General features: G+C 68.4%; 11 protein-coding genes. All 11 read left to right on the forward strand.

Annotated elements, in window-relative coordinates; translation table 11 throughout:
* Positions 1–75 precede the first annotated feature (75 nt).
* The 11 genes from ftsY (at position 76) to C1Y63_RS00360 (ending at position 13,184) form a co-directional block, all read left to right on the forward strand.
* Positions 76–2,115 carry a signal recognition particle-docking protein FtsY gene (ftsY, locus tag C1Y63_RS00310; RefSeq protein WP_106014468.1) on the forward strand — a complete coding sequence of 680 codons (2,040 nt, stop codon included), beginning with the start codon at positions 76–78 and terminating at the stop codon, positions 2,113–2,115.
* A gap of 311 nt (positions 2,116–2,426) precedes the next feature.
* Positions 2,427–3,848 carry an ammonium transporter gene (locus C1Y63_RS00315; RefSeq protein ID WP_106014469.1) on the forward strand — a complete coding sequence of 474 codons (1,422 nt, stop codon included), beginning with the start codon at positions 2,427–2,429 and terminating at the stop codon, positions 3,846–3,848.
* A 173-nt stretch (positions 3,849–4,021) separates the two neighbouring features.
* Positions 4,022–4,360 (forward strand): P-II family nitrogen regulator, encoded by a 339-nt coding sequence (locus C1Y63_RS00320; RefSeq protein WP_106014470.1) that lies wholly within the window; start codon positions 4,022–4,024, stop codon positions 4,358–4,360.
* Positions 4,361–4,528: 168 nt separating this feature from the next.
* Complete coding sequence (locus C1Y63_RS00325; protein WP_106014471.1) at positions 4,529–6,769, forward strand: [protein-PII] uridylyltransferase; 2,241 nt, start codon at positions 4,529–4,531, stop codon at positions 6,767–6,769.
* A 164-nt stretch (positions 6,770–6,933) separates the two neighbouring features.
* The gene (gene ffh / locus C1Y63_RS00330) at positions 6,934–8,577 is read left to right on the forward strand and encodes a signal recognition particle protein (protein ID WP_106014472.1); all 1,644 of its coding nucleotides are present in this window, start codon (positions 6,934–6,936) and stop codon (positions 8,575–8,577) included.
* Positions 8,578–8,915: 338 nt separating this feature from the next.
* Entirely contained in the window at positions 8,916–9,422 is a 507-nt protein-coding gene (gene rpsP, locus C1Y63_RS00335; RefSeq protein WP_106014473.1) for a 30S ribosomal protein S16, read from the forward strand.
* Between the two features lie 273 nt (positions 9,423–9,695).
* Positions 9,696–10,487, forward strand: coding sequence for a methyltransferase domain-containing protein (locus C1Y63_RS00340; protein WP_106014474.1), 792 nt, complete (start codon positions 9,696–9,698; stop codon positions 10,485–10,487).
* A gap of 40 nt (positions 10,488–10,527) precedes the next feature.
* On the forward strand, positions 10,528–10,947 hold the full coding sequence (locus tag C1Y63_RS00345) for a LuxR family transcriptional regulator (protein WP_106014475.1): 420 nt from the start codon (positions 10,528–10,530) through the stop codon (positions 10,945–10,947).
* 66 nt (positions 10,948–11,013) lie between these two features.
* On the forward strand, positions 11,014–11,538 hold the full coding sequence (gene rimM, locus C1Y63_RS00350; RefSeq protein ID WP_106014476.1) for a ribosome maturation factor RimM: 525 nt from the start codon (positions 11,014–11,016) through the stop codon (positions 11,536–11,538).
* 96 nt (positions 11,539–11,634) lie between these two features.
* Positions 11,635–12,768, forward strand: a complete 1,134-nt coding sequence (gene trmD / locus C1Y63_RS00355) for a tRNA (guanosine(37)-N1)-methyltransferase TrmD (protein WP_106014477.1) — start codon at positions 11,635–11,637, stop codon at positions 12,766–12,768.
* Positions 12,765–13,184, forward strand: coding sequence for a hypothetical protein (locus tag C1Y63_RS00360; protein ID WP_106014478.1), 420 nt, complete (start codon positions 12,765–12,767; stop codon positions 13,182–13,184). The genes trmD and C1Y63_RS00360 overlap by 4 nt, the downstream gene beginning before the upstream one ends.
* Positions 13,185–13,325: the final 141 nt, after the last annotated feature.

The raw sequence follows: 13,325 nt of genomic DNA on the forward strand, positions 1-13,325 counted from the left end.
AAAGCTCATAGACTGGCCTGTCTAGTATGGGGGTGCTTGTACCCTCCCCCGGGAAAACCTGCAACTATAGAGAGCATGGATTTATCTACCGTGTCCCCCCTCATGATCGGTGCGGCCGTTGTCGTCGTCCTGGCGCTCCTGGTCGCCCTCATCGTCATCGTGGGGCTCAAACGCAAAGCCTCCAAGACGGTTTCCTTCACTGAGAAGGAAGAGCCGAAGGAGCTGACCCAGGAAGAAAAGTCTGGAAACTACCAGGCCAAGAGCAACTTCAACTTCGCCCCTGCGAAGCCGAAGCAGCCGGTGGACAACGCTCGTGGTGCGGCCGCCGCCGGCGGTGCTGCCGCGGCCGCAGCTGCGATGACCGCAGCCGTCAACGAGCAGCTCCAGCAGCATGCCTCCGCCACGCCCGCCAAGGAGCCGACAGATCTGCCCAAGGATGCGGACGTCCTTGATGCCGAGGTCGCCCAGCAGCCCGTCGAGCAGGACACTGTCGTGGAGGACGCGGCGACTGACGCCGCAGTCCACACCCCGGAAGAGGTTGTCGATGCCGCAGTCGGTGGCATTGCTGCCGCCACCGCCGCGCGCACGGACGCCGAGGATGTTGTCACCGAGGACGCCTCCGCCGCGGTGCAGGCGGAGGATGCGGCTGAGGATCTGCGCGATAACCTCGTCGGCACTGTCGGCATGACTCAGGCCGACGAGGATCGCGACCTGCTGGATGCTGCAGCTGAGGCCAAGGCCACCGCACAGGAGGATGCTCCCGCTGCGCCGGTGGAAGATGCCGGCGATATCGCGCCCGAGCAGCCCGTGAACCTCGCGCAAGAGATCCCGGGCTTGGCCGACGCTGAGGCCGCCGCCGCGCAGGCGGAAGCGGCAGAGGCCGCCGATGCGGCTCCCGCAGAGCCGGCTGCCGCCCCGGAGGAGTCTGCCCCGCAGGAAACTCGCGCGGAGGCTCCGGCGCCTGACGCTGCCCCCGTAGTGGAGGAAGCTCCCGCCGAGACTGTCGATGCTGCGGCTGAAGCCGCAGAACCTGCGGCGGACGACGCGGCCGCGCAGGAGGAGGCCGTGGAGGCCGCCCTCGCCGCCGAGAGTGTGGAGGCTGCCGCCAGTGCAGCCCGTGAGGACACGCCCGCGCCTGCCGCGGACGCGACGCCGGCAGTGCCCGCCGCACCCCAGGACGACATCGCACCCGCTGAAGGTCGTCTGGGCCGCCTGCGCGGCCGCCTCTCGCGCTCCCAGAACGTCATCGGTCAGGGCGTGCTCGGCATCCTGAGCGCCGGCGACCTGGATGAGGACGCCTGGGAGGAAATTGAAGACACTCTTCTCATGGCTGATCTGGGCACCGCGACGACGGTCGCCGTCGTCGAGGCTCTGCGCGAGAAGATCGCCGCCCGTGGCGTGTCGAGTGAGGCTGAAGCCCGTGCCATGCTGCGGGAAACCCTCATCGAGGCCTGCAAGCCGGAGCTGGATCGCTCCATCAAGGCCATGCCCTACGACGGCAAGCCTGCCGTGGTCCTCGTCGTCGGCGTCAACGGCACTGGCAAGACCACCACCACCGGCAAGCTGGCTCGCGTGCTCGTGTCGATGGGGCACACGGTGCTCCTGGGTGCGGCGGATACCTTCCGCGCCGCAGCCGCCGATCAGCTGGAGACCTGGGGTCGTCGCGTGGGTGCAGCGACCGTGCGCGGCGCTGAGGGGGCCGACCCGGCCTCCGTGGCCTTCGATGCGGTGGCCACCGGCGTGGCCGACGGGGTGGATGTGGTGCTGGTGGATACCGCCGGCCGCCTCCACACCTCCGTGGGCCTCATGGACCAGCTGGGCAAGGTCAAGCGCGTCGTGGAGAAGAAGGCTCAGGTCGACGAGGTGCTGCTCGTGCTGGACGCGACGATCGGCCAGAACGGTCTCATGCAGGCCCGCACCTTCCGGGATGTCGTCGACATCACCGGTGTGGTGCTCACCAAGCTCGACGGCACCGCCAAGGGTGGCATCGTTTTCCAGGTTCAGGAAGAGCTGGGTGTGCCGGTGAAGCTGGTGGGTCTCGGCGAGGGCGCGGATGATCTCGCCCCCTTCGAGGTTGATTCCTTCGTCGATGCTCTGCTGGGGGGCACGAGCTAAACCGCCTCTGGCTGGTTGTGACACCCGCCCAATTCCGTTGCGTGCCGAAGTGCTCGTGGACGGGATGGGCGGGTGTTGTGCGTGTGGGGGATCGTTCGGCGCGGTGTGTGGTGGGTCAGCGGGGTGGCATGGGGGAGGAGTGCGGTGGTGTGGTTCGGCTCAATGCGTGGTTCCCTCTGCATCATGCGAAAACCTGTTGGTCTATAGGTAGAATTCCTGGTGTTCCACACGCCACCCGCACCACACCCACCATGCGCAGGCCTGAACCCGTGAGGTGGTGCAGGTGACGGTCCCTAATCGGAAGGTCGCAGATGTCCCTTGTTCCCCCGCCCCTCGGTGCCGCAGCCGACGCGGCCCACATTCCCGTGACCACCCTCCTTGCCGGCGCCGCTCACCCACAACCGGCAGTCGGGGAATCCACCGCCACCGGCGGGCTGTGGGTGTTGGTAGCCGCCTCGCTCGTGCTCCTCATGACACCCGCCCTGGCCCTGTTCTACGGAGGCATGAGCCGGCAGAAGTCCGTGCTCAACATGATGATGATGAGTTTCGGGGCGATGGGCGTCGTCACGGTCACCTCCATCGCCTACGGCTACTCCATGTCTTATGGCCCAACGAGCCTCGCAGGGGTCATTGCCAGCCCGCTGGACTACCTAGGACTGCGGGGAGTCATCACCGCCAGTGATCACGGCACCCCAGTCTTTGCTGTCGGTGACAACGGCTACGCCCGCATCATCGACGTCTGCTTCCAGCTCACCTTCGCCATCATCAGCGTCGCGCTGATCTCCGGCGCGATCGCGGAACGCGTGAAGTACTCCGCCTGGCTGCTGTTCTCCGCGTGCTGGGTCACCCTGGTCTACTACCCCTTGGCCCATCAAGTGTGGGGCGGCGGCATCCTCGGCGAGGACGCCCACGGGGTGAGTGCCTGGCTGTTCGGCACCGCCGGGGAACACGCCCGCATCGCCCCCATCGACTTTGCGGGCGGCACCGTCGTCCACATCTCAGCGGGCACGGCAGCCCTCGTGCTGGTGCTCATCATCGGCAACCGGCGCGGCTTCCCCCACCACGTGCACCGCCCCCACAACCTGCCGCTGGTCATGCTCGGTGCCGCCCTGCTGTGGTTCGGCTGGCTCGGATTCAACGCCGGCTCCGCACTGGGCGATCAGAGCTTGGCGGGCCTGGCGTGGTTGAACACCACCGCCGCAGCCGCCGCCGGATTGCTGGGGTGGCTGTGCGTGGAGCGCATCCGCGACGGCCACGCCACCAGCCTGGGGGCTGCCTCCGGGGTGGTGGCGGGTCTGGTGACCATCACGCCCGCCGCCGGTGACGTCATGCCCCTGTGGGCGCTGCTGCTGGGGGTGACTGGCGGCGCGCTGGCAGCCATGGGCGTGGGACTGAAATACCGCTTCGGTTTCGACGACACCCTCGACGTTGTTGGCGTGCACCTCGTCGGGGCTGTGTGGGGCACCGTGGCCGTCGGATTCTGCGCCACCGGACGGGGCCTGTTGACCGGCGGCGGGCTGCGCGGAGGCTGCGAACTCCTGGTAGTGCAGGCGCTCATTGCGCTGGCGGCCATGGCCCTGGCTGGGGTGGTGACCGCAGTCCTCGGGCTGACGATCCGCCGCACCATGGGCTGGCGCGTCGATCGCGACGTCGAACTCGGCGGCATCGACACCCACATCCACGGTGAGTCCGCCTACGACACCACTGTTCCCACCCTGGGGCGGGGGCGCTAACGATACACTGGCCCCAGACACCTCGCGGCAGCTGCCACCGACGCACCCGCCCCACAGGCGGTGATGGTGCGGCCGCCGCGAGACTCACCCCGCGCCCTGCGCCGTGCCCACCCCTTCGGCACCCACCGAGCCCCACTGCCCGTTGCACCTGCTGACGTGAAAGAAGCCCAGCCGTGAAACTCATCACCGCCATCATCAAGCCCTTTACCCTCGGCGAAGTCCAGGACGCCCTCGAGCAGCTCGGCATCCGAGGCATGACTGTCACCGAATCCCAAGGATTCGGTCAGCAAAAAGGCCACACCGAGGTCTACCGGGGTGCCGAATACGCGGTGGATTTCGTGCCGAAGATCAAGCTGGAGGTTGTCGTTGACGACGAGGACGTCGACGAGGTCGTCGACGCCATCGTGGAGGCCGCGCGGACGGGCAAGATTGGCGACGGCAAGCTGTGGGTGACCCCCGTCGAGCAGCTGATCCGCGTTCGCACCGGTGAACGCGACGACCAGGCCCTTTAACACGCCCACCCGCTGACCTGCCGCACCGCTGGCAGGCTGTGGCGCCCAGCGCCCTGGCCCGTCGACTGTGCCCTGCGGGGTGCACCTCGGGCCTGCCGCACCCCGCCACGCCAGGTGTGGCGCGCCCGCCCACCACCGTGTTGTTGTACGAAAGGCCGCCGACACCCCATGCCACAGACTCCGGACACAGGCGCAGCAGCATTAGCAGCCGCAGCAGCGGGCAGTTCAGGAGACGCCCCGGAGGGCGCGGCCCGCGCGGAAGCGGTGCGGGCCGACACTGTGGCCCGTGCCCGGGAGGCACTCCAGCAGCTACCCCTGCCCCAGGGGTGGGCGCTCGCGGCCACGGGGTCGCTGGCGCGTGGGGAGATGACCGAATACTCCGACGTTGACCTACTCATCCTGCTGCCGGACGGCGAGGACTTGCCGGGGGAGGACGACGAGCAGGTGGCCCGGTGCGTGGAGCGCATCGTCTACCCCCTGTGGGATTCCCCCTGGAGGATCGATCATGCGGTGCGGACCCCGCAACAGTGCACGGCGATCATGGCGGAGGACATCACTGCGGCTCTCGCGCTGCTGGAGATCGTCCCCATCGCCGGTGATATCGCCCTCGTGGAGCGCACCCGGGCCCGCATCCTGGCCACCTGGCGGCAGATGCTGCCCCGCGTCTTCGACGACGTCACCAGCTCCGCAATCGCCCGCTGGCGGCGTAGCGGCTCCGTCGTCGCGATGACACGCCCCGATGTGAAAAACGGGCGCGGTGGGTTGCGGGATTTGGCGCTCATTCGGGCCCTCGCGCTGGGCAACGTGTGCGACATCCCGCCCCTGGACTCCGAGCACCGCCTCCTGCTCGACATCCGGACCTTGCTGCACCACGCCACCCGACGCCGGCGTGACGGGCTTGACCCCGAATACGCCGCCGATATTGCGCTCGCCCTCGACTATCCCTCCCGCTATGAGCTCTCGCGGGCGCTGGCTGCCGCGGGGCGCACCATTGATGCCGCCGTGACGAGCGCGCTGGCGCAGGCCCGCGCCATGCTGCGCCGCACCGGCCCCCGCCAGGCTCCCCGCCGCCCCCTCGACACCGACGTCGTCGACGCCGGCGACATCATCACCCTGTCCCGCAATCCCCGCCTGGACGACCCCAGCCTCGTGCTACGCGTCGCCGCCGCCAGCGCACGCACCGGACTCCCGGTGGCCGCCTCCACGCTCGCGGCCCTCGCGCACTGCCCGCCGCTGCCCACCCCCTGGCCGAAGGCCGCCGTCGCCGATTTCATCGCGGTGCTGTCCAGCCCCGAAAACACCCACAACGTTGTCCGCGCCCTCGACGACCACGGCCTGTGGGAAGCCATCGTCCCCGAATGGCCCCACATTCGCGGGCGCATGCCCCGGGAAGCCAGCCACATCCACACCATCGACCACCACACCCTCGACACCTTGGCCCGGCTTGGGCACAACACCGTCGAGGTGGCCCGCCCAGACCTGCTGCTCCTCGCGGCGCTGTACCACGACATCGGCAAAGGCTACGACCGCCCCCACGAGCAGGTCGGTGCCGAACAGGTCGCCCGTATGGCCGCCCGCATGGGACTCGACCACCGCGACATCATGGTCGTGCAAACCCTCGTCGCCGAACACACCCTGCTGGCAGCCACCGCGGCGCGGCACGATCCCACAGATCCCGCCACCGTGGACCTGGTGCTCGACGCGGTGCACTACGACCCGCTCGTGCTCGACCTGCTGGAGGCGCTCGCCGAGGCCGACGCGCAGGCCACCGGGCCGACGGTGTGGACCCACAGGTTGGCCCGCCACGTCTACACCCTCTGCCACAACGCCCGCCGCCAGATGGCGCAGCACATCACCACACCGCCACCCGCACGCCCCTTCGTCGCACCCGGCAGAGCCGTCGACATTTCCGCCACCGATTCCGGCTACCGGGTGCAGTGGACGGGCCGCTACCCGCGCGAGTCGGTGCGAGTGCTGGCGCTGCTGGCCGCGAAAGGGCTGAGTATCGTCGACGCCCAGATGGTCTTCGACGGCGACGACGACGGCGGGGTGTGCGCCGCCGAGTTCGTGGTCCGTGGTGCGGTCGGAGCGATCGACCCGGAGGAATTCCGCCAGGCCTATAACTCCGGCGTGTTCACCCTCCTGCCGCCCGTGGACCCCATCGCCGTGAATACCGTGTGGCACGGCACCATCGTGGAAGTCCGCGCCGAGGACCGCCGCGGCGTGCTGGGGGCACTCATTGGGCTGCTGCCCGATTTCCGGTGGCTGACGATGCGAAGCTACGGCTCCACCATCCGGGCAACCGCCGACCTGGGGACCTGCGTGACCGGTGCTGCGGCGCGCGCCCGGATTGAGAAAGACATCAGCACGCTCGCCACGGGCGCACGACCCGCTGGGCGGCGCGGCTAAGCCACCCAAGAATGCGCCCGGGGTACCGGGGTCGCTAAGATAACCCGAATCACCGTGCACCCGCAGATGATGCGCCCGTCGCCGCCTACCCCGGAGAAACATCCGTGGGCGGCTGCCAGGGCGCTGGTGCACCTCATCATTACCGCGAAGGGGAGAACAACACCGTGTTCGAGTCCTTGTCCGACCGCCTGACAAGCGCGCTGACCGGCCTCAAAGGCAAAGGCAAGCTGTCCGAGGCTGATATCAACGCCACCGCCCGCGAAATCCGGTTGGCGTTGCTCGACGCCGACGTGTCACTGCCGGTCGTCCGCGGCTTCATTAAACGCATCAAGGAGCGCGCCACCGGCGCCGATGTCTCCGCCGCGCTGAACCCGGCCCAGCAGGTCGTCAAGATCGTCAACGAGGAACTCATCGAGATCCTCGGCGGTGAAACCCGCCGCATCACCCTGGCGAAAAATCCGCCGACCGTCATCATGCTCGCCGGCCTGCAGGGTGCGGGTAAGACCACCCTGGCGGGCAAGCTGGCCAAGCACCTGGCGGGCAAGGGGCACGCCCCGATGCTCGTGGCCTGCGACCTGCAGCGCCCCGGCGCTGTGCAGCAGCTGCAGATCGTCGCTGAGCGTGCCGGCGTCGACTGCTTCGCCCCCGACCCGGGCACCGCGATCGACACCCTCGACCACGAGATGGGCACCTCCCACGGCGACCCCGTGGCAGTCGCTACCGCCGGCATCGAGGAAGCCAAGCGCACCAACCACGACATCGTCATCGTGGATACCGCCGGCCGCCTCGGTATCGACGAGGAACTCATGAACCAGGCGCGCAACATCCGCGACGCCGTCAACCCCGACGAAGTGCTCTTCGTCATCGACGCCATGATCGGTCAGGACGCCGTCCAGACCGCCCAGGCCTTCCGCGATGGCGTGGACTTCACCGGCGTGGTGCTCACCAAGCTCGACGGCGACGCCCGTGGTGGTGCCGCCCTGTCGATTCGTGAAGTCACCGGCAAGCCGATCCTGTTCGCCTCCACCGGCGAGAAGCTCGAAGACTTCGATGTGTTCCACCCGGAGCGCATGGCCAGCCGCATCCTCGGTATGGGTGACGTGCTCACCCTGATTGAGCAGGCGGAGAGCGTCATCGATCAGGAAGACGCGATGACGACCGCCACGAAGCTCGTCTCCGGCGAGCTGACGCTGGAGGACTTCCTCAACCAGATGCTCATGGTGCGCCGCATGGGTCCCATCGGCAACCTGCTGAAGATGCTGCCCGGCGGCAAGCAGATGAGCCAGATGGCTGACATGGTCGACGAGAAGCAGCTCGACCGCATCCAGGCCATCATCCGCGGCATGACCCCGGAGGAGCGGGCCAACCCGAAGATCCTCAACGCCTCCCGCCGTAAGCGCATCGCGCAGGGTTCCGGTGTGAGTGTCGCCGACGTCAACCAGCTCGTGGAGCGTTTCTTCGAAGCGAAGAAGATGATGGGCCAGATGGCTGGCCAGTTCGGCATGGGCGGCGGACGGTCGGCGACGAAGAAGAAGCCGAAGGGTCGCAAGGGCAAGAACGGCAAGCGTAAGCCTGCGAAGAAGGGGCCGACCCGTCCGAAGATGCCGCAGGGCATGCCCGGGATGCCGGGGATGCCGGGCATGGGTGGCGGGATGCCGTCCATGGAGGAACTGCAGAAGCTGCAGGAACAGATGGGTGGCGGCATGCCCGGCCTCGGTGGGCTGGGCAAGCTCGGCAAGATCCCCGGCATGCCGAAGATGCCCCCGGGCTTCGATCTGGGGGACCTGGGCGGGGCTCCGAAGAAGTAGCGCTGCCGCCACGCCACACGGTGATGGTGTGTGACCGCCGCGCCCACTTGCAGTGGGGTGTGGCGGTCACGCGTATCGACACCTGTCACACCAGCCTCAGTGCCTGTGACCTGCCGCGCACGGTAGGGATGCGGATGTGGGGTTGCGGTGGGTGGTGTGCTAACGTTGCCGAGGTTGTGTGCGCCCCGCGCGCACGCCGCATGACCTCATCCTGCGGTACACCGTCATCGACCCCGGTCGACCGGTGGTCACCCGCAGGTAAAAAGTTAAAGGGTTGAACCGGCCCGGGAACCCCCGGGTGTCTGTACTGCCCAGTGACCACACAGAAGGAGCCTTCCATGGCCGTCAAGATTAAGCTGCAGCGTCGCGGCAAGATCCGCACCCCCGAGTACCGCATCGTCGTTGCTGACGCCCGCACCCGCCGTTCCGGCAAGGTGATCGAGAACCTCGGCATCTACCAGCCGAAGAACAACCCCTCCGTCATCGAGGTTGACTCCGAGCGCGCTCAGTACTGGCTGTCCGTCGGTGCTCAGCCGACCGAGCCGGTCCTCGCCCTGCTGAAGATCACCGGTGACTGGCAGAAGTTCAAGGGCCTGCCGGGCGCCGAGGGCCGCCTGCAGGTTGCTGAGCCGAAGAAGTCCAAGCTGGAGCTGTTCAACGAGGCTCTCGCCGAGGCGAACAACGGCCCGACCGCTGAGGCCATCACCGAGAAGAAGCGCAAGGCCAAGGCTGAGGCTGAGAAGAAGGCTGCTGAAGAGGCTGCCAAGGAAGCAGAGGCCGCTGCCGCTGCTGAGGCTGCTGAGGAAGCCGTCGAAGAGGCTGAGGCTGCTGCCGAGGCTGAGTAAGCCACACCTCTTTTTTCACGTCACTGTCCCCGGTCACCGGGGTGGGGGCGTGTGCTGAACAAGCTCCCCACCGCATGGGCGGTGGGGAGCTTTTTCGCGTCGTGTGGGGTGGGGGAGAGGTATGACTGCGCGGGCCTGGGGGAGGAGGTGATACCCACCGCCCTAAAAGAGGTATGCTGGATGCATATTTAAGGGCTGTTGAGGGAATCCTCCACTACTTATCCCTCCGGTGACCTCCACCGCCTGCGCCCCTGAGACCCGAAGGAATTGAGCATGTCCGCCGCACCGCTGCCCGCCGCCGACCGCGACCCCGCCCACGCCCCCGGACACTGGGTGCTCGCCCGCGCAGGGAAGAAAGTCCTGCGCCCCGGTGGCAAAGAAACCACCCACTGGCTGCTCGACCAGGTGGACCTGCGCGACAAGGACGTCGTCGAATTCGCCCCCGGGCTGGGGCTCACCGCCAAGGAGATCCTCGCCCGCAATCCCCGCAGCTACACCGGCATCGACCGCGACGCCGCCGCCGTGGCCACCGCCCGCGCCGCCATCGGTAGCCGCGGCACCCTGCGTGAAGGAGAGGCCAACGCCACCGGGCTGCCCGATGCCTGCGCCGACGTCGTCGTCGCCGAAGCCATGCTCAGCATGCACACCGACACCCACAAGGCAGAGATTCTCGCCGAAGCCGCCCGCATCCTGCGCCCCGGTGGAGTGCTGCTCAGCCACGAGCTGCTTCTGCGCCCTGACGACCTCGCCGAGGAGACAAAAACCAACATTCGACGCGACATCGCCCGCGCGATCCACGTCAATGCCCGACCGCTGACCATCAGCGAATGGGCGGGCCTGGCCGCCGCCCAAGGGCTGGCTGTCGTCGACACCTACACCACCACGATGAGTCTGCTGGAACCCCGCCGCGTGCTCGCCGACGAGGGCTGGCGGGTGCCCCGCATCATCTTCACCGTGCTGCGCGACAGCAAACTTCGCGCGGCGGTCTTCGGGATGCGCGCCGCCTTCCGCCGCCACGCCCACAACCTCGGTGCCATTGGCCGCGTCTACACCAAGGTCGACTAAGGCCCGGCCCCCGCCGCGACAGACAAGGAGCATTGTTCCCATGACAACCCAAGCCCCACAACCTCAAGAAGGGGCCACCTCGCTGCCCATCCACCGCCCGGAGACCTTCGGTGACGCCGACACTACAGGGGCCGTGTTTCACGGCGACGTGCTGGCACTTGCGCCTGCCGCACAGAAGGGGGCCCGCCCGGCCGTGGCCCGCATCCACACCGGCCCCCGCGCCAACCACATCCTCTTCCGCTTCCAACCCGGCCAACAGCTGCGCCAGCATAAAGCCGCGCACCCGATCACCGTCTCCGCGCCGGAGGGCGCGCTGCTGTTCACCGTCGCCGGGCAGGACCCTGTGGTCTTAAGCGGCGGGATGATGATGCACCTCGATGCGTACATTCCGCACGAAGTTGCCGTCGCCGACGGCGCGGACGGCGGCGTGCTGTGGCTCATCATGCACACCGGCGACTAGTCCGCACGAGGCGCGGCTCCCACCGTGTGGGGTGGTAGCCCGTGGGAGGCGGTAGAGTTGTAGCCCATGACAAGCGACGTTGAACTCCTCATTGGCCGAGTGATCAAGGCCCACGGCATCCGCGGCGAAGTGGCCGTCGAGCCCACCACCGACGAGCCGGACATCCGCTTCGCTGTCGGCCAGGTTCTCCACGGCACGCAGTCCGGCAAGGAGCACACGCTGACCGTGGCGAAGTCCCGCCCCCACCAGGGCCGCCTGCTGGTGACTTTCGAGGAGATTGCCGACCGTACGGCCGCAGAATCCCTGCGCGGTACCCAATTCTTCGCGCCTCCGCTCGACGATGATGACGATGAGGAGGGCTTCTACGATCACGAGCTGGAAGGCCTGCGCGTCATCCACGACGGCGAGGACATCGGCGCGGTCGACTCCGTCAGCCACGGCCCTGCCGGCACCCTTCTCAGCGTTGCGCTGACCCGGGGCGGGGACGCACTCGTGCCCTTCGTGCACGCCATCGTCCCGGAGGTTGATCTTGAGTCCGGAACGCTGACCATCACCCCGCCCGAGGGGTTGCTGGACCTCGACAGCATCTAGCGCCCCACACGTGCCGCCGCACCCGACACCGTCGGTGCGGCCCCCCATCCCCGCCTGTCGCTCTCAAAGTCCCCACCGCTGGAGTGTGTCCCGCCCGTGCGCCTCGACGTCGTCACCATCTTTCCCGAATACTTGGAGCCGCTGCGCCACGCCCTGCTGGGCCGCGCCATTGAAGACGGCCTCCTGAGCGTCGGCGTGCATGATCTCCGCCAGTGGGCGCGCGGGGTGCACCGCGCGGTCGACGACACCCCTTATGGCGGGGGTCCCGGCATGGTCATGATGCCTCAGGTCTGGGGGCCCGCCCTCGACGACGTGGCGGCCGGCACCGGCCCTGCTGCCGGGGCGGCGGTGGACTCCGCGCAGCCGCACAAAGCCCAACCCACCCACGATGCTGTGCGGGGGCGCCGGGCGGAGGCCTACGGGGATGCGGACCCCAGTGCCCAGCCGGGGGAGGATCCCAGCCTGCCGGTGCTCATCGTGCCCACCCCGGCGGGTGTTCCTTTCACTCAGGCGCATGCCCGCGCCTGGTCCCGGGAAGACCACCTCGTGTTCGCCTGCGGGCGCTACGAGGGCATCGATAGCCGCGTCGTCGTCGACGCGCAGCAGCGCTACCGGGTGCGGGAAGTCTCCATCGGCGACTACGTCCTCATCGGTGGGGAGGTCGCCACCCTTGTCATCGCAGAGGCCGTCTGCCGACTCATTCCCGGGGTGCTCGGCAACGCCGAGAGCCACGAGGACGACAGTTTCTCCGACGGGTTGCTCGAAGGCCCCAGTTACACCAAACCCGTGCAGTGGCGCGGGCTTGAGGTGCCGGCCGTGCTCCGCAGCGGCAACCACGACGCGATTGCCGCCTGGCGGCACGAACAATCCCTGCGGCTCACGGCCAGCCGCCGGCCGGATCTGCTCGCCGAGGTGCAGCTCAGCGCGGCTGATCACCTGATTCTCGCGGGGCGTGATGTCGACGTGTACGCCCCAGGATTGCCCGCCACTGGCAAGCGCGCCAAGGCGGTGCGCCGCCGACTCAAAGACAACCCCGCCATCGGCGACGTCCGCGCACGCCCGGTGGAGGAACCACCAGCGGCGGAGGCTGCGGGTGAGGCGTCCATCATCAGCGTGCGAACGACCCTCGACGACGCGGCGCTGCTCACAGTGCTGCGCGCCGGTGGCGTCCGCGACGCGACCATCGTGTCGGCTCCCGCACCCCACAACCCCACCCCGGAGAACCCATGAGCACTCCCACGCCCCACACCCCCTTGACCGCCGCGTCGTCGCACGCCGAGGAGGCGCAGAAATGCGCCGATCTGCAGGTGCTCGCCAACGCTCGTGAGCTCACCGCCGCGCAGTCGCGTTGGGCGCAACGCCTCGCGGCCGCCGGCCTGCACGATCCTGAGATCTTCGTCGAGCCGCTGTCCCTGGGCTGCGAACCCGACAACATGCTCGTCACCGAATACGAAATGCGGCACGGTACCCCGCCGATTACGCAGACCCTCCACCGGGTCATCGTCAATGCCCGCACAGCACTAGCGGATGCGGACATGACCCGGGCAGTCGTCGACTGCCTGCCGGCAGATGCCACCTGGTACGGCACCACCCGGGCCGGGCGGGCCGAGCCGGGCAGCGGGGCTGCCTGCAACGTGCGCTTGTAGTGGCCACGGCCCCTGCCAGGAAGCGCCTGTGCTGCCGGGCCTGCCCCGGGGATCTACCTGCCTGGGGCGGGGGAGCACCCACACCGGGGGACAGCGGCTGCTGCCGCGCTGCCGCGTGGGTGGGGTGTGGGCGGGGTGCGG

It is taken from the genome of Corynebacterium sp. 13CS0277, assembly GCF_002994655.1.
In the GTDB taxonomy this organism is placed as follows: Bacteria; Actinomycetota; Actinomycetes; order Mycobacteriales; family Mycobacteriaceae; genus Corynebacterium.